This window comes from Streptococcus pluranimalium (genome assembly GCF_047785705.1).
Classification (GTDB): domain Bacteria; phylum Bacillota; class Bacilli; order Lactobacillales; family Streptococcaceae; genus Streptococcus; species Streptococcus pluranimalium_A.
Window position 1 is genome coordinate 1 of sequence record NZ_JBLOJV010000010.1, and the last position, 25,679, is coordinate 25,679.

Annotated in this window: 15 protein-coding genes, 2 tRNA genes and 1 pseudogene; 4 read left to right on the plus strand and 14 right to left on the minus strand. The window is 42.4% G+C overall.

What is annotated here, in order from left to right; all coding sequences use genetic code 11:
* The 9 genes and pseudogenes from ACMZ6Z_RS04040 to rimM all read right to left on the minus strand — a co-directional run.
* Positions 1-1,467: pseudogene (locus ACMZ6Z_RS04040) on the minus strand (hypothetical protein); the annotation flags it as partial.
* Between the two features lie 35 nt (positions 1,468-1,502).
* A complete protein-coding gene (locus ACMZ6Z_RS04045; RefSeq protein WP_416131330.1) occupies positions 1,503-2,996 on the minus strand; it encodes a KxYKxGKxW signal peptide domain-containing protein in 1,494 nt (497 codons plus the stop codon).
* 350 nt (positions 2,997-3,346) lie between these two features.
* Complete coding sequence (gene addA, locus ACMZ6Z_RS04050; RefSeq protein ID WP_416131331.1) at positions 3,347-7,429, minus strand: helicase-exonuclease AddAB subunit AddA; 4,083 nt, start codon at positions 7,427-7,429, stop codon at positions 3,347-3,349.
* Positions 7,422-10,790 (minus strand): ATP-dependent nuclease subunit B, encoded by a 3,369-nt coding sequence (gene rexB / locus ACMZ6Z_RS04055; RefSeq protein ID WP_416131332.1) that lies wholly within the window; start codon positions 10,788-10,790, stop codon positions 7,422-7,424. Before rexB ends, addA begins: the two co-directional genes overlap by 8 nt.
* Before the next feature lie 425 nt (positions 10,791-11,215).
* The gene (locus ACMZ6Z_RS04060) at positions 11,216-13,951 is read right to left on the minus strand and encodes a cation-translocating P-type ATPase (protein WP_416131333.1); all 2,736 of its coding nucleotides are present in this window, start codon (positions 13,949-13,951) and stop codon (positions 11,216-11,218) included.
* Positions 13,952-14,183: 232 nt separating this feature from the next.
* Positions 14,184-15,188, minus strand: coding sequence for an NAD(P)/FAD-dependent oxidoreductase (locus ACMZ6Z_RS04065; protein WP_416131334.1), 1,005 nt, complete (start codon positions 15,186-15,188; stop codon positions 14,184-14,186).
* The gene (locus ACMZ6Z_RS04070; RefSeq protein WP_416131335.1) at positions 15,178-15,810 is read right to left on the minus strand and encodes an alpha/beta fold hydrolase; all 633 of its coding nucleotides are present in this window, start codon (positions 15,808-15,810) and stop codon (positions 15,178-15,180) included. Before ACMZ6Z_RS04070 ends, ACMZ6Z_RS04065 begins: the two co-directional genes overlap by 11 nt.
* A complete protein-coding gene (trmD, locus tag ACMZ6Z_RS04075; protein ID WP_416131376.1) occupies positions 15,801-16,520 on the minus strand; it encodes a tRNA (guanosine(37)-N1)-methyltransferase TrmD in 720 nt (239 codons plus the stop codon). Before trmD ends, ACMZ6Z_RS04070 begins: the two co-directional genes overlap by 10 nt.
* Positions 16,510-17,028, minus strand: coding sequence for a ribosome maturation factor RimM (gene rimM, locus ACMZ6Z_RS04080; protein WP_416131336.1), 519 nt, complete (start codon positions 17,026-17,028; stop codon positions 16,510-16,512). The genes trmD and rimM overlap by 11 nt, the downstream gene beginning before the upstream one ends.
* Before the next feature lie 294 nt (positions 17,029-17,322).
* On the opposite strand from rimM, the gene rpsP reads away from it, so the two are divergent.
* The 4 genes from rpsP to ACMZ6Z_RS04100 all read left to right on the plus strand — a co-directional run bounded on the left by rpsP (position 17,323) and on the right by ACMZ6Z_RS04100 (position 18,170).
* Positions 17,323-17,595: a 30S ribosomal protein S16 gene (gene rpsP / locus ACMZ6Z_RS04085; protein ID WP_416131337.1), complete on the plus strand. Its 273-nt coding sequence runs from the start codon at positions 17,323-17,325 to the stop codon at positions 17,593-17,595.
* A 10-nt stretch (positions 17,596-17,605) separates the two neighbouring features.
* Positions 17,606-17,845: a KH domain-containing protein gene (locus ACMZ6Z_RS04090; protein WP_416131377.1), complete on the plus strand. Its 240-nt coding sequence runs from the start codon at positions 17,606-17,608 to the stop codon at positions 17,843-17,845.
* A 66-nt stretch (positions 17,846-17,911) separates the two neighbouring features.
* A tRNA-Gln gene (locus tag ACMZ6Z_RS04095) sits at positions 17,912-17,983 on the plus strand.
* Positions 17,984-18,098: 115 nt separating this feature from the next.
* A tRNA-Glu gene (locus ACMZ6Z_RS04100) sits at positions 18,099-18,170 on the plus strand.
* Between the two features lie 191 nt (positions 18,171-18,361).
* On the opposite strand, the gene ACMZ6Z_RS04105 is transcribed toward ACMZ6Z_RS04100, so the two are convergent.
* The 5 genes from ACMZ6Z_RS04105 to gyrB all read right to left on the minus strand — a co-directional run bounded on the left by ACMZ6Z_RS04105 (position 18,362) and on the right by gyrB (position 25,481).
* The gene (locus ACMZ6Z_RS04105; RefSeq protein ID WP_416131338.1) at positions 18,362-19,582 is read right to left on the minus strand and encodes an ABC transporter permease; all 1,221 of its coding nucleotides are present in this window, start codon (positions 19,580-19,582) and stop codon (positions 18,362-18,364) included.
* A 9-nt stretch (positions 19,583-19,591) separates the two neighbouring features.
* Entirely contained in the window at positions 19,592-20,299 is a 708-nt protein-coding gene (locus ACMZ6Z_RS04110; protein ID WP_416131339.1) for an ABC transporter ATP-binding protein, read from the minus strand.
* A gap of 2 nt (positions 20,300-20,301) precedes the next feature.
* Positions 20,302-21,534, minus strand: a complete 1,233-nt coding sequence (locus tag ACMZ6Z_RS04115) for an efflux RND transporter periplasmic adaptor subunit (protein WP_416131340.1) — start codon at positions 21,532-21,534, stop codon at positions 20,302-20,304.
* A 174-nt stretch (positions 21,535-21,708) separates the two neighbouring features.
* Entirely contained in the window at positions 21,709-23,433 is a 1,725-nt protein-coding gene (gene ezrA, locus ACMZ6Z_RS04120) for a septation ring formation regulator EzrA (protein ID WP_416131341.1), read from the minus strand.
* Positions 23,434-23,528: 95 nt separating this feature from the next.
* A complete protein-coding gene (gene gyrB / locus ACMZ6Z_RS04125; RefSeq protein WP_416131342.1) occupies positions 23,529-25,481 on the minus strand; it encodes a DNA topoisomerase (ATP-hydrolyzing) subunit B in 1,953 nt (650 codons plus the stop codon).
* Positions 25,482-25,679: the final 198 nt, after the last annotated feature.

The window sequence follows — 25,679 nt, forward strand, 5'->3', positions numbered from 1 at the left end:
GTCTGGGATACCATCGTTATCGTCGTCGGTGTCATCCTTGTCTGGTTGACCGTCATTGTCAGTATCGCGGTCAATGGTAACTGTCACAGTTGTTTCAACCGGCGCATCATCTGCTGGGTTGGTGACAGTGACTGGGATTTCAACCGTCGCTGTTTCCGCATCGCCTACGAAGACGATATCGGTTGGGGTTCCAACAAGCTGACCTTGGTCGTCAACACGAAGACCATTGGTTTCTGTGCTTGCAATCACGGAGTTGGACTTGCTTGGTGTGACCACTTTGACTGGGACAACTTCTTGCTTATCGGTCACACGAGCGGTATCTACGGTTTCAACCGTCAGTGCATCCTTAGCTTTCGGATTGTTATCCGTGTCATCTGGAATACCATCGTTATCATCGTCTTGGTCATCCTTGTCCGGAGTGCCATCACTATCGGTATCGCGGTCAATGGTCACGGTAACTGTTTCTTTAACCGGTGCATCATCTGCTGGGTTGGTGACAGTGACTGGAATCTCAACGGTCGCTGTTTCCGCATCGCCGACGAAGACGATATCGGTTGGGGTTCCAACAAGCTGACCTTGGTCGTCAACACGAAGACCATTGGTTTCTGTGCTTGCAATCACAGAGTTTGGCTTGCTTGGCGTTACCACTTTGACTGGGACAACTTCCTGCTTATCGGTCACACGAACAGTATCTACTGTTTCAACTGTGAGAGCGTCCTTAGCTTTCGGATTGTCGTCTCGGTCATCTGCAATACCGTCGTTATCGTCATCTTGGTCGGTTTTGTCGGGTTCTCCATCGCTGTCGGTGTCTCTCTCTACGACGGTTTTGGCTTGGGGGTAGGTGGTGGTGTCTTGTGAGCTGTCGGTGTAGGTGATGGTGACGTCACCGGTTGGGCTGACGTCAATGCCGTTTTCGCCGTCTTTGAGGAGGGCTAGAAGGTCTGGGTTTTTGAGGAGGATCTCAGCCTTGATGGCGGCTTTTTCTGGTTCTTGAAGGGCGGTCATGTCCTCAACCGTGGTTGGGGTGATGGCTTGGAGTTTGGGCTGGTTGACCAGGGCCAGCTGCTCTATCTTTTTAAAGAGCTGGGTGTAGGGGATGACATCTGTCGAGCCATCATCATACTCGACTGTGATGTTACCCTTCTCGTCAATGGTGACCTGGCTATCAATGCCACCTGCGCCTGTCTCTCCTGCGACTTCTTTTAGGAAATTAGGCGTCGTTTGGTTGATGGTCTTGAAGTGGGCGAGGGCACGCTGGCGGTCTTCTGGGCTGATGGCTTCTAGATCTGGCACACCAATGGGGTCGCCTGTGACAGGGGTGATGCGGGCGGTGTAGGATTCTGGGTATGTTCTTTGATATGATGAGTTTAAAAAAATGATCTGGTAAAAATTCTCTGGATTTCCATACCCTCCGGAACCAGATACACCCATTCTCTTCTCAATGCCTGGAACAGACCATTTAATCAAAAAAGTTGTATCTTCTTTCAGGCTATAATGAGTCTTTACTGCATCTTCTTTGATTTTTTTTCCAAATCAACTAGATTTATCTTTGCATAACTTAAAAGATTGGTTGGCACAGAAAAAAGGCTCGGTCCTTCTGCATAAGCTATTTTAGCAGTTAAACGTTCCTCTAAAGCATCATAACGACCTAAATATGTATTCTCAGGAAGAGTTTCTATCTGGTAAAAGTCTGTTCTATTTCCGAGGTAATCTACTTTTTTGATGAAAAATTGACCGTGCCTTATTTTAAAAACATTTCGGAATAGTAGAGGCGATTCTGCGTTATATCGGAAACTACCGTCCATTGTATTCTTCCGTTCTCTTGTCTTGCGATTACTGTAAAAAACTGAGGCATACTTTGGTAGTCCCAAAGCATAGTTATCTAATAAGTATTCAGCATATATGTTTAATCTATGATAGTAGCCTCCAATAATGCTGTCATCTAGTTTTGTCGCCAGATCATCCTTGGTGTAAGTGATTGTGTTAAGGTCTGGTGAAAAACGTAGTCCTAACTGGCTCAGGTCTACGTCATGTGTCCATGTTCCCTCAGGAGATATCCTTATTTCCCCTGATAAATCAGCTTTACTCAACGTAACAAATGGCATACTTAAATGTTCGCCTTGGAATCCTTCCAAACCATTTAAAATTTGTTGGCCTGTTATCAATATTGTCTCACCCGGCTTACCTTGACCTCTTAGTGTGAGTTTATTAGTGAGTGGGTCGTAGTCTTCTGGTTTGATTGAATCAAAGTAAAGCACCCTCTCGCCATCAACTTCAAGTGGAACATCCACAAACATTTCTCCCTTGGTCGGAGTCGTCAAGGGTTCGGCTCGTTTCACCCTCCTCTTGCCTTGCCCTGCTTCTGCTTGGGCTGCTGGGTCTGCTTGCTCTGAGCTGTCAGCTCGATCGCTATTGGTAGCCACTGGGCTTTCTGGTACTGATGCAGCTGGCTCTGCAGCTGGTGCTGGGCTTGAAGCAGTCTCAGCTGGTTGTGCGATCTGTGTGAGGGGGACTTGGATGAGGGTCTTGGTCCCATCTGGATAGGTGACTGTGAGGGGGACACTGGTGGCATCTGGGCTTGGCTGACCATCTGTAAAGCTGATGCTGACTCCTTGGGCTTTGAGGTCAGCACTGTTGGTTAGAAAATCCTCTGGGGTGAGGGAGGCACTAAGGACCAGGCCTGTCTTGGCGATAGGGGCTAGGTGGGGGGCTTGGATCTCTACTGCCGCTGGTTGCAGGGCTGGGACTGGTTTGCTAGGCGCTGCTGCTGTCGTCTCAGAGGACTGGGCAGCTGGCTGAGCTGCTAGGGGGTCTTGGTCAGACTGGGCTGTGGCCCCTTGGTCTGCTGCCTGGGGACTCTCGGCTGAAACGCTAAGACTGGGTGCCGATAGGGCGATCCCCGTCGCTAGGACCAGGGAGCAGCCATATAAAAAGGTCTTGCCCTTTTTGTACATGCGCCAGTTTTTGGGCTGGGCATTGTGACGGTTAAAATACATAAAAATCTCCTTTTAGTAATGAGGCTATTAGGTCTAATAGCTGATAAGATTATCAGTCCCTATTTTACCCCCCCCCCCCCCCCCCCATTTTGTCAAGTATTATACTGGATTTGACGGGGTTTTCGGTGGTTTTTACTGACCATCTTTGACCTTTTTAAAGGGGAGAGGAGACTAGCAAAAAATCGCCAGCGGAGCTGGCGATGGAGAGGGGGATGGGGGGGCTTATCCTTTCATGTAAAAGGATGGTTGCTTGAGAGGGGGGCTAGTTGTTGTGGGGGGGCTGGCCTTGCTCTCTTTGGCTTGATGGCATCGGCTAGTTTTGACTTTTCTTGAGGATGAGAGGTCTGATGTTAGTCCTGCCTTTGGACTAGTGGGATGACCTCAAGGCATTGGCCTCCAAATAAAACCAAGTAGGATTCCACGCGCGATATGCCATAAGCTTGCTTGAGAGACTTGGCATATAGCGTCATTTGATCTTGATAACGGCTAATCATCTGATCAGAACTGGTGTACTTATCCGTCTTGTAGTCAAAAAGAACCACTCGATCTTCTAGTAACAGGTAACCATCAATGATCCCACGAATCACAAAAGACTCTCCACTGGCTAGGTCTTGCCTTAGGATCGCAAAAGGTGCCTCTCGGTGTAAGCTAGCTTGATGCTCTAGGATCAGCTGTCCCAGTTCTGTCTTGAAAAAGGCTTCTATCTTATCAAGGGGGAGCCTTGCCAAGAGTTCTGTCTGATCCGTCATGTCAAAGAAGGTTTTGGTGATGGTCTCTTGATCAAGCTGTCCTGTCAGATCCAAGCGTTGCATCAGATGATGGAGGGCTGAGCCGATCTGGGCTGGTGTTACTGGCTCTTTTTCTGAAAGCTTGGGGAGGTTAAAGGTTGGTAGTTGCCTGTCTTCTTTGGCTTGACTGATCAGGGCAATGTCCGCCCTTTCTTCTTCGATCAGCCTTGCTTTTTTGAGCTGGCTAGGCGTTCGCAAACTTGGTAGCTGAATGCCTGCCTGATGAAGGTCATTATAGTCTTGAACCTGCTTGAGATGCTCTAAAGCCTTGACAATATCATCTGATTGACGATTATCAGTCACATCCATAACATCAAGCCAAGGATCAGTATCAGGAGTTTGAGAATTTTCCTTGGCATAAACCAGATCGATGGCTTTTTTAAAGGCTGTTGGATAGCTGTTGGCCAAAGCCAAGAGCCAGTCTTGGAAGGACCGCATCTTCTCACGACAAGCAAGTGACAAAAGGCCTTGCTCAGAAGTTTGACTTTGAGCGACGTCTTTGTCGGGTACTGTCCCCACCAAATACAGCTTTTTGACCGCTCGAGTCATGGCAACATAAAGCAAACGCATCCGCTCTGAGAGGCTAGCCCTAAGAAGGGCTTCCTTATTGATCTGAAAAGGCAGGGTTTCAATCGTGACCTTGAGAGGAAGGTTGGTCTCATGCTGCAAGCGCTCATCTTTTGATAAGTCTGCCTGATAGATGATGCCAAGACCCGTCTCTTTCTGAGCAATCGCTTTGGCATGTGAGGTTTCTTTGAGGTTGAAGGACTGGTCCATGTTAAGGATAAAAACATAGTCAAACTCCAGTCCCTTACTTTTATGGATGGTCATTAAGCGTACCGCGTTTTTAGGAAGGGCTAGGGCCACATCCGCCAAATCATGATTTTGCTCTAGCACATGGTCCATCATCGTGATGAAACGACTGAGCCCTCTAAAGCCCGATTGTTCGTATTGATTGGCCCTTAGGGCAAGGCTATAGAGGTTGGTTTGCCTTTGCAAGCCATTAGGGAGAGCGCCAACGTAGTCTAGGTAAAAACGGTCATTGTAGATTTTCCAGATCAACTCATGAATCAAATGGGTCTTGGCAAACTGACGCCAAGTCGTCAAATCATCCAAAAATTGGGTGATGCGATGTGCGAGACGCTCTGTGATCAGCTCAGAGTGAGCCCCTGTTTGATGATGAGCCAGTAGGAGCTTATCGTAAAAAGGGCTTAAACTGTTTTTTTGATCCTGAACCGCTATGCGGGCTAAATCATCCTCATCAAACGAAAACATGGGAGATTTCATCAAGGAAACCAGGGCATAATCATTTAAGGGATTGTTAACGGTACGCAAGGTCTCTAGCATGATCATGACTTCAGTGGACTTGAGGTAGTTCATGACACCATCATCTGCCACTAGAGGAATGCCTGCTTCTGAAAAGCCTTTTAGAATCGCCTTGTTTCGTGTTCGTGAGGGTACTAAAAGTGCTATGTTGGAAAAGGCAAAACCTTCTTTGTCTTGCTCTTGTAGGCGCTTGATTTCAGCAATGACAAGATCAATTTGCCCTTGAGAGATGGTTTGCTGGTCGAGAGATTCCTCATCTTCTGACGTCAAAGGCTCTGCTTCTTGCTTATCATAGAGTAGAAAAGTGGTTTTGTAGTCTGGTCTTGGGGTTTGTTTTTTAGGATTACCTGCCACTAGAGCCTGTGTTTTGTCATAGGCAATATCGCCCAAATCTTGATCCATCAGATGGCTAAAGACCATATTGACACTGTCCACAACTTCTTGGTGGCTTCGGAAATTTTCTTTTAAAACGATGAGTTTTCCTGCTTGCGGATCTTTCTTAAAGAGGTTAAATTTTTCCGTAAACAAGGTCGGATCAGCCTGACGAAAGCGGTAAATGGACTGCTTGACATCTCCCACCATGAAACGATTGTGACCGTTGGATAAGAGGTCTAGGAGGCGCTCTTGGATGGCGCTATTATCCTGATACTCATCAACCATGACCTCTGCGTAATGCTTTTGAAAGTCTTGTCTTAGGGCATCATTTTCTGACAATATCCGAATAGCGGCGTGAGCGACGTCTGAAAACTCCAGACGCGATTCACTGATTTTCAAGGCTAAATAACGCTCCGAAAAAGCGGCTAAAAAGTCTCGCAAGATCTCAAGGAGGGGCAGAGCCTTTGGTTGCTCCTGATAGATCACCGAAATCATGGCATAAAGCTGATGATACTCTCCTAATTTAGGAAAACGGCTGTCCCATTCTTTTTTAGTAAACCAAGCATCAAAGTGGTTATGTAAAGCATCTTCCATCTGGAAATAATCCGCTTCAAAGTCCGACTTGGTCACCTTAGCCACTTGCTCTATCATGGCTTTGATGGCCTCATCAATCTGGAAAAATAGAGCATCCAACTGCCTAGCCATAAGGTGACAATCACTAGGAGTGACATCCTCTATGGTCAAGTCTGAAAAGCGATACTGGTTAAGAAAATCCTCTAGCTGGTAATGTTTCAAGTGAGTGCTAGCTAAGCCAAGTTGATCCAGCTCATCAACAAATCTCGCCAAGTTTTTTTCTTCCAGTAAGGCTAGGAAGTGGTCCTGATGAGGTTTTAAGGCCTTGATTTGGGTGGAAATTTTATCTAACTTGCCCGTTTTGGTGGTCGTTTCTGGGCGTTGACAAAGGTTTAGAAAGTGTGTTTTAGCAGCTTGCAGGTCACAGGGAGTGACTTGAGACTGCTCCACATCAAGGTTAGCATAGCGTGTCAGCCCTTGTGCCAAGTCTGCGAAATCGCCTTTTTTTCCAAAAATACTGGCTCTAAAGGCAAGCTCAGACATCAGATCATTTAGCTGCCCCAAGGCTTTCTGAGACAGGAGGTCGAGCGCTTGTTGGTGCTGCGACTGATAGTATAACCTTGCCTGCTCAAGTTCTCCTTGAATGCTTTCAAGAGCCTGTTCAGGATAGTAGCTTGTCAGGCGATAGGCTTCTTCATTCACAAAAGACTGGGCAAGCCATCCCTTAGGATCAGGCATTGCTTGTAGCAAATCATGCAACTGATAAACCACATCACGAAAGGCGTGATTGCTTTTAGCACGACCAGTAAAATTACGAACCAGGTCATTAAAGACGGATGTTTTCTCATCATCTAAGCGATAAGTAGCAAAAAGCTCCTTAAAAATCTTATCCTTTAAAAGGGATTGCTCCGTCGGATCTTGTAAGATGCTAAAAATTGGCGAAATGCCTACTAGATAGCCATAGCGTGTGACCAGTTTTTGCGTAAAGGCATCCATGGTCCCAATATCAGCAGTCTGAAGGTTAGCCAGTTGCAAGGATAGATGGGCCTGACGCTCAGGATCAGTGGCACGACCAAGGGCTTGACTCAAGCGCTTTTCCAGACGCTCTTTCAACTCTGTCGCAGCCTTGACTGTAAAGGTTGATATCAATAGCTGATCAATGGCGATACCACGCTCAATCATATCCACAATCCGCTCTACCATGACAAAGGTTTTTCCAGAACCAGCAGAAGCTGATACCAGGGTGTTTTGACCATGGCTATAGATGGCTTCTAGTTGTTCTCGGGTTCGCCGCTCCTGCTCTTTTGGCAGCTGGCTTTCAGCAAGAATGATGGCTTCTATCTCAGATGTGCTTAAATAGGGGCTAAACATGGCGATCTCCTTGCGCTTTGTGATTTTTTGCTTGTATTTTGTCTAACAAAATCCGACGCTTCTCACTAGGACTGGCTTTGATGGTTTCTAAAAACCTAGCCTGTCCCAAGTGTAAATCAGCCTCAAATCCTGTTAAAGCTGTTAGGGTCTCTCCTGCAACGGATTTACCGTCCTTGCTATAAGGATTGATGGCAAAGTGCCCTGATAACAAGGTCTTAGTTGCATCTTGGTATTGCCCTTTTAAGAAGGTCATCAGGTCAGTTAGTTCTTCTTCGTTATAAATGGCGGCTTGTTTGTGTCGGCTAATCCTGTAATCCTCATCGGACAAATAAGGGGTAAATTCTTCACGAAAAAGACCATCATAACGTAAATGCTCTTTTAGCTTTTGTGGGATTTTCCCAAATGCTGTCATGTCTTTAAGCGCGACACTGGGCTCTTGCATCTCTAAATACATGGCACCAAAATAATCTAATTGCTCAAATAAAGGTTTCCCCTGCCAATCTTTTCCCTCTTTTAGGGCCAAGAGATAGGTCATCAACTGAGGACTCAAACCATTGTAAAAATCGTCTAAGCGAAAACGCTTGCGGCTGGATTTGTAGTCAATGACTCCGTGAGCCACGGTTTTTGTGTCTGCAATCAAGGTATCCACGCGGTCAATCACACCAGATACTTCTACTAAACGCTCCTTTGCTGAGCCGTTTTGATGATCTAATAAGAGTTTAAAAGCAGCTTCCTGACGGCTAACCTCAATCGCATCTCGATCCTCAAACAAAGTTCCCGTGGCCTTGGCAATGCTTTCGAGCAATTCGCGTGAATAAAGGCTTTCTTGGTCTTGGTTATAAAGTGCTTGGAAGGTCTGTTCTTGCTTGGTTTCTGCCAAGGCTTTATCCAACTTTTCCTTGAAACTTAAAGGCTCTTGATTGGAAAGCGCACGCTCAAAAACCTTGTGCAAAAAATTACCATGGCTTCTGGCATCTGGATGTATGGAATCTTGCTCACGCAGACCGAGGATTTTCTCCACAAAATAAAGGTATTGGTTGTTGTAAAAACGTGTCAAAGAAGAGGCGGATAGCCGCAAAGGCTCTTTTTCTGGAAATAAGACCGCTAAAACCTCAGGGGACAAGGGTTTGCTGACCAACTCTTTTGAAACACGTCCAATAGTGATGCCTTTTTCTGCTAACTTCTGACGAATGACGCGCCCTAAAACACGCCAGTAGGTCAACTCTTCCTTACTCAATTTATCCAATAACTGGGAGCGATTGAGACTAACTAAACGTGCCAAAACAGCCTTGTAAGAGCCTAGGTCATCTGGCGCAATCCTGCCTAGGTCTGGCTCTTTTGTCGTTAGGGGAAATCCTAACTCCTCAACAAGGACTTTCAGATAGGGTGACATCGTTTCCTGATGATCCCCTATGAGCTGAGGATAGGAGACTACAAGCCCCTTGTCAGCAGCATTTAACAGCGACATTGCCACAAAATGATTTTTCTTGAGGTTATCACTTGTGATCACCTCAAACCGGCCTTGATTAGGGGTGTGTTGGTTGATGAGTTGTCGCTCTTGGTCTGATAAAAGACTGGTGTTTTGTGTTATCTTTGGAAAGGCTGATTGTCCCAAACCAATCGCATAGACATAAGGTGCTGAGTGAGGTTCTATCAGGTCATAGGATCTAACATTAACCACATTGACCGTCGCAGGAACCGTACGATAATCAGTCGCCTTTAAGCCACTTGCTAACAGCGCGATCAACTCCTGCATGGTCAATATCTCACCAGCAAAAGCCCGTTTTGCTTGTTCCAGCAAGTCCGTAAACACTTTCCACACCTGCTCATGCTGCTGAATCATGTCTTGACTCGCACCCACTAAGAGGGCTTGCAGCTGCTTGGGTAGCTGACAGACCTCAAAAAAGGCTAGTAGCTGAGTCAAAAGACGATCACTATCTCCTTTAGCATTTAAAGCCACTAAAGGGTCTATCAAGGTTTGACGCATTTGATTGAGAAAGGTTAGGTCATACTTTTCAAGCACCTCTTGCTGACCTTGATCATTGGTCCAAGTTCTTGTGATATTATGTTTAAATGGTTTTAAAAACCGACCAGCATTGATATCTGCAAACTGGCAATATTGCTCAAAAATAGCTAACTGATCATCTGGATAATCTCCAAAAAGCCCTGTTTTTAAGAGGTTGATCACATCTTCTCTTTGAAAATAATAGCTTAATACACGCTCCAAACTCATCATAAAGGCAGACAAGGGATGATTAACCATGGACTCCGCCCTGCCCCAGTAAAAGGGAATGTCAAATTGCTCAAAGAGACGCTCTAGGGGTAATTGGTAGGCCTGCTCATCTCCTAGCAATAAGAGAAAATCCTTATAGGTGACCCCTTCCTCACGGATTTTACGTCTAATATCTTTTGCAACAGCTTCGATTTCTACTTTTTGATTGGTTGCCTCCCAAATCTGGAAGGCTTTTTGATCGGCTTCATCCCAATCCTCAGCCACCTTTTCAACTGAAAAATCATAGTGTTTTTCAAAAGCTCTTGATAGCTTAGAAAAGGATGTCTCATCACCTTGATCGCCTAATTCTTCAACTTGAACCTGATAGCGACTAGCTAAGTTTCTTAAGAAGGAGACGCTCGCCTCATAACTATTGCCAGATAAGAACTGGGCATGATAGGCAGACCTCGTGGCGTAGGCGGCAATAAGCACCTGGTCAGCTTTTTGATGTAACAGATCTACCAAGATCTCTTCTTCTTGCGAAAAACGCGTAAAGCCATCAATGATAATAACCGTCTCTTTTAACTGTTGGTCTAAAGTTCCCTCCGCCAAAGCCTCCATGAAACCATGAAGCTTACTTTGACCACCTAGCTGATCCCTGTCAATCACATCAATCAAGTGGCTTAGTATCATTTTTAATTCAGCCACCTTATCTAAAGGGTCATTAGCTGAGATAAGAATATCAAAATCAGCCAAGGTTAAGTGACTTTTTGACAGTTCTTGGAATAAGTCAAGAACTTGTTTTAAAAAACCAGGATCTTTTTTCAAGCGGCCAAAAACAGGGAGGGACTGATCAGAAAAGCTAGTCATGACACGATAAAGAAGCATGCTAAGGCCAGCATCATTTAGAGCCTTGTCGTTGCTTCTCTTAGGCAGCATAAAGTAATTAGGCAGCTGACTAAAGCGCGTGACTAGCATTTGGAAGGTCGCATGCTGCGTCAAAAAAGACAAGACCCGACGTTCTTTCTCAAAAGATAGGGAGTTTGGCGCGATGTAAAAAACACGTTTCCCTTGTAAGAGATAGTCCTGTGCCTTTTGTGTCAATAAATCCGTCAACACCTGAGACGGATCGGTATAAAATAACTTCATAAAAACTCCTAAAAATAAGCCAACCTAAAACACAACCTGATGTGCTGACCCACCAAGAAAAGTCATCCCAAAAACTATTTAGCCCGTCTTTCCCAAAACCAAAAGACTGATTGCATATCAAGTGTTTAAAGACGAGCATTGTCCTTTTATTATAACAAATTTATGCTATTTCATTGATTGTGAAGGCTATTTGAGAAGATTTTTGCTACAATAAGATGAGCTAAAAATGATTAGAGGACACCATGATGAAAATAGATAATCTTAGAAAAAGAGACCATATTGATGACCGCCGTAGGCAACAATCTTAGGCGACATCAAAAGGAAAATAACTTATAAAAACCAGACTGAAAAAGAACTCCGACAAGTGAGAGAAAGCCAAAATGAGCTCTCTTTAGCTTGTTGGAGTTCTTTCCAATTTTTTAGAGTTAGGCGTCTGTTTGTTGACGAATGATTCTAGAAATCACATAAACCAGACCTGTAATGATCATACTAACAACCATTATCAGCAATAAGGTGTTTAGGCTTAAAGGACTTGTTCCTAAAACGTTATTGAAGAATGGTAGATAAACTGCTAGCATTTGCATCAAGAGACTAAAGGCAATCGCGATCACCAATAGCTTATTCTTAAAGAGAGTCTTATCAAGACCAAAACCTTTCTGACGTCTAACGTTAAAGATATGACCTAACTGAGCCACTGTCATAAAGGTAAAGGTTGCTGTTTGTGCATAAGCCAAATCTTGTTTTGACAAAACATGAAGGTAATAGAAAAGACCAAAAGCAGATAGACCGATCATAATCCCACTGGAAATAATCGTTGATAAAAACTTAGCATTAACGAGACCACTATTGGCATCTCTTGGTGGACGACTCATGACATCATCTTCAGCCGTCTCATAAGCCAAAGCAATGGCTGGGCCAACATCAATCAATAAGTTTAGCCATAAAATATGAAGGGGCTGAATCGGCATCGGTAAAAGGAAAATAATGGTCATTAAGATTGCACTAATCTCCACCATATTACAGGCAAATAAGAAGGAAACGTATTTCTTAATGTTTTCAAAAATAATACGACCTTCTCTAACAGCATCCACAATGGTTGAAAAGCGATCGTCTGTCAAAATCATATCAGAAGCTTCTTTAGCCACTTCTGTCCCACGAATCCCCATGGCAACACCAATATCTGACCCATTCAAAGCTGGGGCATCATTGACACCATCTCCTGTCATCGCTACAATGTCACCGTGATCTTGCAGTGCTTTAACTAATTGTAATTTATTTTCAGGAGAAACTCGCGCAAACACTGCCGTATCATGCACACGATTGATAAAGCCTTCTTGATCATGCTCTTGGTCAATCTCAGCACCAGTCATGGTGTTTTCCCAATGCTCAATACCAATTTCTTTAGCAATCATAGAAGCTGTTTTAGGATGGTCACCCGTAATCATTTTGATGTTAATGCCTGCTTTTTGCGTTTGCTTAATGGATTCTGCCACGTCTTTTCGTGGAGGATCTACAATACCAAATAGGGCTATCATCTCTAACTGCTGAGACTTCTCTGATAGCCATTTGGCCATGTCCTCTGTGATTAAGGAAACATCTTCTTTTGAAACAAAATGACTAGCCAAGGCAAGCGACCGCATGCCTTTTTCAGCAATACTTTCTATCTTGTCTATCCAAAATGCTGTTTGTTCATCTGTGACATTAACCATATCCAGCAAGACATCTGGAGCACCTTTTAAGAGAAATTGGTGCGAACCATCTGGCCATTTGTAGCAGACAGCCATGTATTTATTGTCAGAATCAAAGGGAATCTCATTGCATTTCTCAAAGCCATATTGGTCTATTTTTTCAGGGGTCAAATCACCCTTATAACCCAAAACTTTGATCGCCCCATCGGTCGGATCTCCTTTGATTATATAATCATCATCCTCAGAGACCTCTAATCGTGCGTTACTAGATAGAAAAGCTTTTAATAAAAGGGCTTTTAGTGAGGTTTCTTCAGAACTGTTTGTCTCATCATAAGCATCAACAAAGGACTGATCAATCCTAAGATCATAGTTTTGATCTTCTTTTGTAATCTCTCCTTCAGGCTTATAGCCAGAGCCTGTCACCTGATAATCCCCAGAAGACATACTGATGGTATGAACCATCATCTGATTTTCAGTCAAAGTACCTGTTTTATCACTGGCAATGACAGACGTTGATCCTAGAGTCTCTACTGCTGACAGAGTTTTTACCAAAGCCTGATGGCGTGCCATAGTTTTCATACCGTTTGATAGGGTAATGGTCTGAACTGCTGGCATCGCCTCTGGAATAGCCGCCACTGCCAATATAATAGCAACATGGAGAATATCTGAAAACTGCTGACCATTGATCAAACCAACAATGATGACTAAAACAGCTGCGACAAAAGCCAAGATAATTAAGGATTTTCCAAGCTTAGCAATTTCTTTGTCTAAAGGTGTTTCACTACTTTGCTTGCCAGACATAAGATCCGAAATTTTACCGACTTCTGTCTTCATGCCTATATCAGTGACCACAGCCCTACCTTCGCCACGCGTCACAGCGGTTCCTGAAAAGACCATATTAAGGCGATCCCCGATAGAAACCTCCTCATCAAAGGTTTTATCAGAATCCTTATCGACGGCCTCAGATTCTCCCGTGAGAGCTGACTCAATGACAGCCAGATTATTACTCTCTATCAGTCGGCCATCTGCAGCGATAGCATCACCCGTATGCAATATCATAATATCGCCAGGAACTAATTCAGATGATTCGATCTCTGTCTCATTGCCATCACGCAAGACAGTAACTTGTGTGTTGACCATATTTTGTAAAGCATCGACTGACTTTTGTGCTTTTAACTCCACAAAAAAGCCTGTTAAAACTGAAATGAGCAAGGCTAAAAACACTGCTCCTGCCTCAATCCACTCTGACATAAAAGCAGATAGTAACATCGCAAAGCCTAAAAGATAAACAATAATATTGTTCAGATTTTCCAGTAAAATGCTTAGAACAGATTTGCTTTGCCCCTCTTCTAAAATGTTCTTACCAAAGCGATGCCGCTGTTTTTTGACCTGCTTTTGGGTCAATCCCTGCTCAGTATCGACCGAATAGGATTGAAGAATGATAGCTAACTTTTTTTGGTAATTTTTTGCCATAAACGCCTTCTTTCTCTTTATATTCAAGAATGACTCTCAAGAAAAATCAATCTGGACAAGACGATGAAGCTAAAGCAAAGCCCAGAGTTCATCAAGACAAGTCAACCAAGTAGCCTTTTGATTTTTAAAAAGTATTAAAATATCTCATTATTTAACATTATACCATAGTCAAAAGCCTGATAAAAGGAAAAAACACACACTATTGATAAGCGAGTGGTTTCTTTGGTTAGTCTTATGCCTTATCTTTCATCAAAGATGTTGAATGAATCATACGATGATCATCGTCAGGATAGATCAACTTGATGGCTTCATTAACAGCCATCGGTGCCTCACCAAAGCCTGTCGCAATCAAGGCCGTTTTTCCAGCATACTCAGCCACATCACCGATAGCGTAAATCCCATCCTGGCTGGTTTTCAAAAGAGCATCAACCAGAATACGGTGACGTTTGCAATCAAGCTGCCAAGCTTTGAGATTTTTATTGTTGGTGGAGAAACCAAAGCTGACAATCAAGGCATCCAAGGGTAAGTCAAGCACCTCGTCACTCTTAACTTTTTGAAGTTTGAGACTACTTGCCCTGCCATTTTCACCAGAAATAGAAACCGGTGTGTAAGGCGTCATGATTTTCACAGACGAGGCTTTCATCAACTCGACGCTATGTTCATGAGCACGAAAGGTTTCACGCCTGTGGACGACTGTCACACTAGCTGCTACTGGCTCAAGCATATTGGCCCAATCAACTGCTGAGTCTCCTCCACCACAAATGACCACATTTTGACCCATAAATGGCTCAATCTGGTGGACATTATAATAGAGATTATGCTCGGCATAGTTAGCTTCATGCGCTACACCAAGTGGTCTAGGAGCAAAAGCCCCATTGCCACAAGCGATAATGATTGCCTTTGATAAATGCTGCCTCTTATCCGTTTGGATGATAAAGAGACCATCCTTTTTTTCAAAAGTCTTCACCTCTTCTTTCAAACAAATGGTCGTTCTATCCTCAAAACGCTCCAGCTGCTTGATCAGGTTGGCTGCTAATTGACCTGCTGTAATAGCAGGGTAAGCAGGAATATCATAAATCACTTTTTCTGGATAGAGGATAGCAGGCTGACCACCAAGCTCAGCTAAGCTCTCAATAATCTTGACCCTCATACCACGTAATCCAGCGTAAAAGGCTGCAAAAAGCCCTACTGGTCCACCACCGATAATGGTGATGTCATCGATACCATCATTTTTCATGTGCTATACTTTCTAAAAATATCTTTATAACGCTAGAAAGATCCTTGGGATTTTCTTTATTGCTCTCATGACCTGTCTGCTTTAAAATCTCCAAGCGACTATTTGGCATAAGCCTTAGTAAGTCTTGGCTGGCTTTGCGATTAAACCTATCCCTATCACCACAAACCAACTGACACGGCAGTGTCGTCTTTCTCAAAACATCTGTCAGGTCTAGGTCAGCTATTCCTTTGTTGAAGGCTAAAACATTGGCTTTATCTAAGCCATGCTGCTTTAAAAAGCGTTGCGGAAGCATTCTAAATAGCGCAACCTGTAGCTTAAAAGCACTATTTCGAGCAAATCGATACTGCCCAGCACAAGCCACAATCCCCTTTAAATGAGGATGGGGTCTCTTAAGCAAGGACAAAGCCAACACAGCACCCAGTGATAAGCCAATAACAACCGTATCATCACTCTCATCAAGCAGCTGATTAAGCTTTTCCTGCCAATCATCGAGATGCCTTGGTAAATGCCCTTTTTCAAAAAGATTGGGACAAATCACCTCGTGATCATCTGATAGCAGGCGACAAACCTCCTGCCAACTATCAGCCCCTTGACCTAGGCCATGCAAAAAAATCAATCGCATTTTGGTTTTATCCTTTCAAGGATAGCAGTTTCTTCTGCCGTTAACTCATAAGTCTCCAAGAGATCTGGACGACGAATATAGGTTTTGCGTAAACTTTCCTCCAGACGCCAACGACGAATATTTTCATGATGCCCACTCATAAGGACATCTGGCACCGTCATGCCACGAAAATCATAGGGACGCGTGTACTGAGGGTATTCCAACAAACCTGATGAAAAACTATCCTCTTTATGGCTAGCCTCCTTGCCAATAACGTCTGGAATCAAACGAACCGTCGCATCAATCATGGTCATGGCAGCCAGCTCACCTCCCGTCAAGATAAAATCCCCAAGAGAAATTTCATCTGTCACCAAGGTTTTGATACGCTCATCATAGCCTTCATAATGACCGCAAATAAAAATCAGTTCTTCTTCTTGTGCCAAGGATTCTGCATAAGATTGATCAAAAGTACGTCCAGCTGGATCTAATAAAATCACCCTGGGCGCCTTAGCTGCAATCTTTTCAAAAGTATCAAAAATGGGCTGTGCCCTTAATAGCATGCCTTGGCCTCCTCCATAAGGCTCATCGTCTACATGGCGGGCTTTTTCAGCATTTTCTCGAAAATTATGATACTTGATGTCCAAAAGCCCACGTGCTTTAGCCTTGCCAACAATAGAATGCTCCAAAGGTGCAAACATCTCTGGGAAGAGCGTCATGATATCAATTTTCATCATCTAAACCTTCCATAATGTCAACGACAACACGATTAGCCGAAACATCCACATCAAGCACCACAGATGGGATATAGGGCAACAATAACTCTTTCTTACCCGGACGCTCGACTACCCAGACATCATTGGCACCAGGTTGTAGGATTTCTTTGACCTGCCCAATGAAAACATCATTCTCATAAACCTCTAAGCCAATAATATCATGGTAATAAAATTCACCCTCAGCCAAATCACTTAAATGCTCCTTTGCAACCTTGAGCATAGTTCCTTTATACTTTTCAACATCATTGATATGATGGTAGCCTTTAAAGCTAACAATATCAACGTTTTTGTGCTTACGATGACTAGCAATCTCCACATCCAGAAGGTGCTGATCCTTAGCATTAAAAATCGCCAAAAGACTCCCTTTCTTAAAACGTTCCTCAGCAAAGTCTGTCACAGAAAGCACCCGCAGCTCACCTCGTAGCCCTTGTGTATTGACAATTTTCCCAACGTTAAAATAATTCATTTTCTCTCCCTATCATCATACGACCTCTAAATGACCCTCAAACAAGAAGCATTAAAAGTCCATAATCATTTCTATTTTACCATTTTGCAGACAGCTTTGCATGAACTCTCGTATGGAAAATACACTTTTTGCTCATACTTGCTGCATCCAAAATAATCATACTGATGATAGCAAAGGCTGTCAAGAAAAAAACTTGACACCTAAAAAAAACTCTGTTATACTCATTAAGGTAAGGCAATAGAGAGTCTCTATCGCTGATCCAATTATTAAACTAACAGAAAAGAGATTATTATAATGGCAGTAAAAATCCGTTTAACTCGTATGGGTTCTAAAAAGAAACCTTTCTACCGTATCAACGTTGCTGATTCACGTGCACCACGTGATGGTCGTTTCATCGAAACAGTCGGAACTTACAACCCACTAATCGCTGAAAACCAAGTAACCCTTAAAGAAGACCGTATCCTTGATTGGTTGGCTAAAGGTGCGCAACCGTCTGATACTGTTCGTAACATTCTTTCACGCGAAGGAATCATGACTAAATTCCACGAGTCGAAATACGCTAAATAAGAGCATGCCTATGGACACCATTGAAAATCTTATTATTGCCATTGTGAAACCTTTGATTTCACAACCGAATCACTTAACGATTAAAATTCAGGATACCCCTGAATATCTAGAATATCACCTTGATTTGGATGCCAGCGACATTGGTCGTGTTATCGGAAAAAAAGGTCGTACCATCATGGCCATAAGATCGATTGTTTATTCGGTGCCCGTTCAAGGTAAAAAAGTTCGACTGGTCATTGACGAAAAATAAAGTCACTTTTTTGATAAAAACTATTGACAAGATTTCAAAAAATCGTTAAAATAGTTTTTGTTGTTTTGGGGTATAGCCAAGCGGTAAGGCAAGGGACTTTGACTCCCTCATGCGTTGGTTCGAATCCAGCTACCCCAGTATTTTACGAGCTAGTCTTTGTAAAATAACAAAACCATCTAGTTGCTTTTAGGAAATTTTCTAACATAGTAAAAGCTACTATCAGAACTATTAAATGGTCAATATAACACCTCACGGTCCGTTGGTCAAGGGGTTAAGACACCGCCTTTTCACGGCGGTAACACGGGTTCGAATCCCGTACGGACTATCTTTAACATCTAGGCTTTTTTATCCTAGGTGTTTTTATGTTGACTTTTTATCAATTTACGAAAAAATCCACTTTCCTTAAACTAAGAAAGTGGATTTTTTTCAATAATATCTATTTAGAATAAATAACTGTGACATTGCTAGCAAAGTTCTTTAATCATCATAAGCAATCAAAGGTAACTTTTTGATCTGTTATTCATACCTTAGTGCTTCGATTGGGTTGAGTTGGCTTGCTTTATTGGCAGGCAGTAAGCCAAAAATAATACCAATACAAGCTGAAAAGGCAATCGCAATAAAGGCAACGTTGAATGAAATCGTCGCACCAGGCAACTGCATCGCAGAGCCCAAAGCTCCTACACTAACAAGAGCCAGTAAGAGTCCTAAGCAACCCCCTAAGATCGTCAAGAAAACGGACTCAATCAAGAATTGCGTTAAAATATTACGACGTGTTGCCCCCAAGGCTTTCCTAAGCCCAATCTCTCTTGTACGTTCGGTGACGGATACTAGCATGATATTCATGACACCGATACCACCAACTAGAAGAGAAATCCCTGCAATAGAGCCAATAACAGTGGTCATAAGTCCAAATTGTTGATTAATATTGTTAAGCAATTCACTATTGTCAATAACGGTGTATTCGCCATCTTGAAGTTGAGCGAGTCTGGTCAACTCCTTACCAGCCTTCTGACCAATGATTTGACTTTGTGTCACATCATTGACATGAACGAAGATTTGATCAACTTCAGGTCTTTGAAACTCTTGGGAGACTTGAGTGTTAGTCATAACAGCAGTCCCATTGCCATCCGTGATTCCAAAAACACCTTTAGCAGTCTTATAAACACCAATCAATAGATAATCTTTATCTCCAACGGTTAAAACCTTATTTAAGGCTTCTTTATAATTTTTCTTGCCAAATAGTTTGTCTGACATGACCGTATCAATCATAATAATTCTAGAAAAACGTTGGTAATCTTCTTCTTGAAACTGTCTTCCAGCAACAATATCATACTTTTTAACCGCAAAATAATTTTGACTAACGCCTGAAATGGTGGCATCAGCTAGTTCTTTTTTCTGATAAGCGATTCTACCATTAGCCGAATTAGTTACAAAATAAGAGTCAATCCCTGGGATAGACGCTGTCATTTTTTCCAACCATTCCGTTTTGATTGGTTTTTCAGCAGCACTTGATTCAAAGGTCTCAAAGAGTTCCTTATTTTTACCTTTTTCTTTGTAAAATAATCTCACTTGCTTTTGATCACCAGTAAAACTGTCTGAAACACTGGCTTTCATGGCATTACCGAGACCCATGATAATAACAACCGCCGAAACACCAATAATGATACCCAGCATGGTCAAAAAGGAGCGCATTTTATGGCTAAGAATTGAACTAAAGGCAAATTTCCAATTTTCCATCTTTTCCTCCTAATCTATCCGAACACTCTCTGTTGTATCCAAGGTCATCTCACCATCTCGAATGACAATCTTTCGCTTGGCATAGTCTGCAATTTCAGGCTCATGCGTTACCATTATAATGGTTTTACCTTCTTTATTTAGGTCTTGCAATAAAGCCATGATTTGCTCTCCTGTTTTGGTATCAAGAGCACCTGTCGGTTCGTCGGCTAAGATAATAGAAGGGTTATTGACCAGAGCCCTAGCAATAGCAACCCTTTGCTTTTGACCTCCAGATAATTCTGAAGGCAAATGCTTGGTACGCTCTCCCAACTCAACCTTTTCTAAAAATTCTTTAGCACGTTGCTTGCGTTGGCTGACACCGACACCACCATATATCAGTGGCAATTCAACATTTTGTAAGGCAGTCATTTTAGCAAGAAGGAAAAATTGTTGAAAAACAAAACCGATTTCTTGGTTTCTAACCTTGGCAAGGTCTTTACCAGATAAGCCAGACACTGACTGACCACTCAAATCATAAGTTCCTGAACTTGGTCGATCTAGGAGACCAATAATGTTCATTAGCGTTGTTTTCCCAGATCCAGATGGTCCCATGATGGCTAAAAAATCACCCTCATAGACGGTTAAATCGATGCCTTTTAATACCTGTAACTCTTGGTCTCCATTGCTATACGTTTTTGTAATGCCTTTTAATTGCATTAACACTTTCTGATCTGACATGGTTATTTCTCCTTGTTGTCTGTTTTAGGAGCATCACCTAATCTTACCTTATCGTCACTAAGCTCTAGACCATCTTTTAGGGCCTTGTCTGGGTTTGAGATGATTCTATCATCTTTTGCTAATCCTGTTGTAATTTCATGAGAATTAGCATCTGCTTTGCCTAAACCAACTTCTTGTTTGGTCACTTTTTTAGTCAGTTTATCATAGCGCCATACATAATGTTTGCCTTTAGCCTTGACAATGGCTGAGGTTGGCACAAGTAGCGATTCTTTATTATTCACCACTTCAACAGATACGGCAAAACCTTGCTTTAACTCACCTAGCTCACTCGTAATGGCAACCTTATAGCCATATTTAGCACCCGTTGAAGCACCTCTATTAGCATCAGCTGCTCCTGTTGATTGTTCAGGGTAGTCTGAAATACTGCTGATTTTTCCTTGCCATTTCTGATCTGGATAAACCTTAGAAGTAATAATCACCTCATCGTCCTTATTAAGGTTGGCTAAATCATATTCTGTCAGCTCTCCCTTGATTTGGAGTTCTCCTTGAGTGGCAACATGCACTAACTTTTGGCTCTCCTTAGCAGATGGGTCAATAGCATTATTGACTTCAACCACTGTGCCATCAACATCGCTTAATACCACCGTCTGATTCAGGGCTTCTTGAGCTTTTTTCACTGCCGCTTCAGCATCTGCATACGAATCATTCAAATCCTGTAATTGCTGTTGGTAGCTATGACCAAAAGTAGAGACGGTTGTTGTTGCTTGACTTCCTGATGCTTCTGAATCCCCTGATTCACCATCACTTGTTGTTTCGACGGGAACCTGAGTTTGAACACCATACGTTTTTAAATGATTGATCTGGCGGCCAATCTTATTGCGACTACGGACAGCGGTGTCATAGTTGGCTTGAGCCGTCGTTGCATCGTACTGAACAAGCTGTTGCCCTTTACCAATTTGTTGACCAACTTCAACTAAAACTTTTGCAGAACTTCCTTTCGAACTATCATAGTAAACGTATTGTTCGGATAAGGCAGCAACCTTACCAGACAAAAGGGTTGAGGAAGCAACCTTGCCACTGGTTACGACACTTGATTGGTAAACCGTTTCCGCTTCACCATTATTAGCATTCTTATTGGCTTGATAAATACTGACCAAACCGCCTAGAAGAAACAAGCCTCCCACACCAAATATTATTTTTTTCTTTAACGTCAACTGTTTCAAAAAATCAAACATAATCGTCTCCTTATTATTTTTTTCTTATTATAAAATTTCTAAACAAGCAATGCAAGCAATTAATGTATTATGAGTATTTTCGGAAAATATCATCAAGAGACCTGTCGCTTTTAAAATAAACGAAAACCAGCCAAAACGAATAGCTGGTTTGGAGTAGAATACTAATCTCAAAGATTACAATAAAATCGTTTCCCGTGTTTTCTCATAAGAATTGACAAAACGATCGGTAACACCGGGCTCAACTGTTTCTAAAGCGTATGAAATTTCTTCAAATGAGCCTTGGTAATCATAATCTTGCTCAAATAGTTTCAAGGCATGCTCGAAACTACTTTGAACACCAGGCTCAAAACTACGGTAACGATTAGAGTACTGAAGTAATTGCTCGGTCAAAGAGGCGTTTTGGACTACTCGATAGGTCGTCTCTTCAAGCATTTCTAGAGAAGAGGTTGCTGACTCAGTCATCTTAGAAACAGTCTCGATATGAATACGACCACGGCTCAATTCATCCATCAAAGCCTCAAGCTGAGCACTTACTGTGAAAAAGACGCTAAAGAATTCCTGAGGAATACCAGGCAAATGACGCTTTTCCATATAACGCTTAATCATGTGAAGCTTATTGATATAGGTATCTAGTTTTTGACGAGCTGTTGCTTCTGTCTTTTCAACCGAACCCAATTCTTCAGCAACTTCCATTTGAGAAGCTTCGATGCGAGCCAAGGTCTGAAGGGCATCATCTAAACGACCTTCCAGTATTGAAAAGGGCTGCTCTTGCTCTTCAAAATCAGTGATATTCGGTAATATGTTATCCTCAATGGTTTCAAGCTCATTAGCAAAGTGACGAATATTGACATCTTGTCCATCTGTTAAGATGTATTTTTTAGACAGGCGAGCTAATTCACTTTTTAATTGATCGTTATTGGCTTTAGCATGAGCTAGGTAGTCTGGGATAATTTTACTATTTTTAACAACCTTACCATAAGCTTCAATTTCTCGCTCAAAAATATCATAAAGCTGATTGATACGTTCTTGAATCTCTTCACTGTCCTCATTGGCTTGATCAAGATCTAGGCTGATGAGACCGTTTGAAGTTGTGCGAATGAGATCACGTATGTTTTGGAAACGCTGTTCAATATTTTTTTCTTTAAAATGATAATTTTCCTCTAACAGTCTAGCATAACCGCTTTCTAAATCATCTAGCTGATCAGGAAAATCGTCTTCTAATTTGGTCACGATAGCAGGAATTTTTTCAGAAATTTGACCTAAAGCAATCGTATGTTCTTCTGCCTTATCCAAGAGTGCCGCAGCCTCCACTGGGTCACCAGAAGAATTTAATGTGACAAATTGTGAAAATTCTTTTTCAATATTTTTGAGTTGCTTGTCAATTTCTGGCATGGTCTTGCCATAGTTATCACTGTTTTCATTGATAGCCTGTTGCAATTCCTCGTAAAGGTCTAAAGCATGTTTGACACGAGCAGTGTTTTTTTCCTCTTGCTCTTTTAGAATGTCAAGAGCTTCTCGAATAGCTACAATGTCTTCTCGAATCAACGATAGCTGACTGGAAACCTTTTCAATCTCTGATTTAGCCTTAACAAAGTGAAAGGTGTCATTACGATTTTCAGCCTCAACTAGATGAGCTTCCAAATCTTTGAGAGAGGTTTTTGAGATGTCGTTCCACTTATCTTGCCACTCTCTAAAATTAGCCTGACTTTGTCCAATCAAATGGAGCGCCTTAACATCCTCGATTTCAGAAGTGACAGGTAATTGCTCAATAGCTGTTTTTTCTTGTCTCAGTTTTGTGATCAGCAATGCGTTCTTTTGCCTCATTAAAACGGCGATGAGATAAGCTACGATCACCAATATAACGATTGCCACTATCACTAATACTATTTGGCTCGGCATGTATTTCTCCTTAGTAATCTTCCTTTGATAAGCTGTCTAGTATATTGATTATACCACACTTGAGAATCTCCTGCATCTCTTTTTTAAGGGAAATCCTAGATATCAATCGTACTATAAACAGCGTTTTCTTCAATAAACTCACGGCGTGGTTCAACACGGTCTCCCATAAGCATATCAAATACCCTATCCGCCTCAGCAGCATCATCTACTGAAACTTGAGCCATCAACCGATTTTCAGGATCCATGGTCGTTTCCCAAAGTTGATGATCATCCATTTCACCAAGACCTTTATAACGTTGAACAGTTGGTTTTGAGCGGCCTTGACTATATTCGGCCAGAGCTTTTTTCAAGTCATCTTCTTGATTAATTCCAGGTTGGATATAGGCTTTAATATCGCTACCAACTTTAACACCATAAATAGGGGGTTGAGCGATATAGACATAACCTGCTTCCAAAACAGGACGCATAAATCGGTAAATCAAGGTCAGTAGTAAGGTCCGAATATGGGCGCCATCAACATCGGCATCTGTCATAATCACCAATTTTTGATAACGCGCCTTAGCCACATCAAAATCACTGCCAAAGCCAGTCCCCATAGCGGTGAAAAGGCTTCTGATCTCTTCGTTAGCTAAAATTTTGTCCATGGTTGCCTTTTCGACGTTGAGAATTTTACCCCGAATGGGTAGAATGGCTTGAAATTCACGATTTCGACCAGACTTAGCAGATCCACCCGCAGAGTCACCCTCAACGATAAAGAGTTCGTTTTGACGAGCATCATTGGAAGAACAGTCCGCCAACTTCCCTGGAAGGTTAGAAATTTCAAGCCCTGATTTCTTGCGGGTGACTTCTCTTGCACGCTTAGCAGCGATACGAGCTTTAGAGGCTAAAATCCCCTTTTCGACAATTTTGCGGGCTACTTGTGGATTTTCTAACAAGAAACGACTAAAGGCTTCGCTGAACAAACGGTTGGTGATTTTAACGACCTCTGAATTGCCAAGTTTTGTCTTTGTTTGCCCTTCAAATTGTGGGTTGGGGTGTTTGACTGAAATCACTGCTGTCAGCCCTTCACGCACATCATCCCCAGTTAAGTTATCTTCTTTTTCTTTTAAGATGGTATTTTGTCGAGCATAATCGTTAATCACACGAGTCAAGGCTGTTCTAAAGCCTTGCTCATGTGTGCCACCCTCATGTGTGTGAATGTTATTTGCAAAACTCATGATGGTTTCATGGTAACTCGTCGTGTATTGCATGGCTACCTCAACGACAATACCATCCATTTCACCTTCAGTAAAGATAGGCGTATCAAAAATCGTCTCTTTATTCTCATTGATATACTCGACGTAGCTAGCGATACCGCCTTCGTAGAAGTATTCCTCACTCTTTTCAAGACCTTCTCTTTTATCAGTGATGGAAATGCGTAGTCCTTTATTTAAAAAGGCCAATTCTTGGACACGTTTAGCTAACTTGGCATAATCAAATACCGTCGTTTCGGTAAAAATTTCTGGATCTGGGATAAAGTGTACGGTCGTTCCTTGTCGGTCTGTATCACCAATAATAGCTAAATCAGCAAGAACCGCTCCTCGTCGGTATTCTTGATAATAAATTTTCCCATTTTTATGAACTTTGACATCTAGTTGTTTGGATAAAGCATTAACAACAGATGAACCCACACCATGTAGACCACCAGAAACCTTGTAGCCACCGCCTCCAAACTTTCCTCCGGCATGAAGCACTGTAAAGACGGTCTCAACCGCTGGTCGACCTGTCTTAGCTTGAATGTCAACGGGGATTCCACGACCATCATCAACAACTGTAATGGCGTTATCTGGCTCAATAAAAACCTCAATATGGCTGGCAAATCCTGCTAGAGCTTCATCAATAGAATTGTCTACAATTTCCCAAACAAGGTGATGAAGTCCTTCTTTTGAGGTCGATCCAATATACATCCCTGGCCGCATACGAACAGCTTCAAGACCTTCTAAAACTTGGATTTGACTCGCATCATACTCATTAGCTTTTTGGTGTAAGTCTTTTAATTTTTCTGTCATCTGCTACTCTTTTCTGTCCTTGTCATATTGATTTCCTCGTAAGTCCTTCTTTCCATCCACTTTGCCAGCAAAAGGAAAAAGGAATCAACAATAGTTACCCTACATTATATCATATTTTTTGTGATTTTACCGACTCTAAGCACGAAAAAACAGATAACATTAAAGAAAAATAGCCTAGCCAATAAATCAGTAGCTGGA

Bases quoted from the DNA above. Each gene is read 5' to 3' on its own strand.
- ACMZ6Z_RS04045 (WP_416131330.1), bottom strand. From the start codon at position 2,996: ATGTATTTTAACCGTCACAATGCCCAGCCCAAAAACTGGCGCATGTAC.
- addA (WP_416131331.1), bottom strand. From the start codon at position 7,429: ATGTTTAGCCCCTATTTAAGCACATCTGAGATAGAAGCCATCATTCTT.
- rexB (WP_416131332.1), bottom strand. From the start codon at position 10,790: ATGAAGTTATTTTATACCGATCCGTCTCAGGTGTTGACGGATTTATTG.
- ACMZ6Z_RS04060 (WP_416131333.1), bottom strand. From the start codon at position 13,951: ATGGCAAAAAATTACCAAAAAAAGTTAGCTATCATTCTTCAATCCTAT.
- ACMZ6Z_RS04065 (WP_416131334.1), bottom strand. From the start codon at position 15,188: ATGAAAAATGATGGTATCGATGACATCACCATTATCGGTGGTGGACCA.
- ACMZ6Z_RS04070 (WP_416131335.1), bottom strand. From the start codon at position 15,810: ATGCGATTGATTTTTTTGCATGGCCTAGGTCAAGGGGCTGATAGTTGG.
- trmD (WP_416131376.1), bottom strand. From the start codon at position 16,520: ATGAAAATTGATATCATGACGCTCTTCCCAGAGATGTTTGCACCTTTG.
- rimM (WP_416131336.1), bottom strand. From the start codon at position 17,028: ATGAATTATTTTAACGTTGGGAAAATTGTCAATACACAAGGGCTACGA.
- rpsP (WP_416131337.1), top strand. From the start codon at position 17,323: ATGGCAGTAAAAATCCGTTTAACTCGTATGGGTTCTAAAAAGAAACCT.
- ACMZ6Z_RS04090 (WP_416131377.1), top strand. From the start codon at position 17,606: ATGGACACCATTGAAAATCTTATTATTGCCATTGTGAAACCTTTGATT.
- ACMZ6Z_RS04105 (WP_416131338.1), bottom strand. From the start codon at position 19,582: ATGGAAAATTGGAAATTTGCCTTTAGTTCAATTCTTAGCCATAAAATG.
- ACMZ6Z_RS04110 (WP_416131339.1), bottom strand. From the start codon at position 20,299: ATGTCAGATCAGAAAGTGTTAATGCAATTAAAAGGCATTACAAAAACG.
- ACMZ6Z_RS04115 (WP_416131340.1), bottom strand. From the start codon at position 21,534: ATGTTTGATTTTTTGAAACAGTTGACGTTAAAGAAAAAAATAATATTT.
- ezrA (WP_416131341.1), bottom strand. From the start codon at position 23,433: ATGCCGAGCCAAATAGTATTAGTGATAGTGGCAATCGTTATATTGGTG.
- gyrB (WP_416131342.1), bottom strand. From the start codon at position 25,481: ATGACAGAAAAATTAAAAGACTTACACCAAAAAGCTAATGAGTATGAT.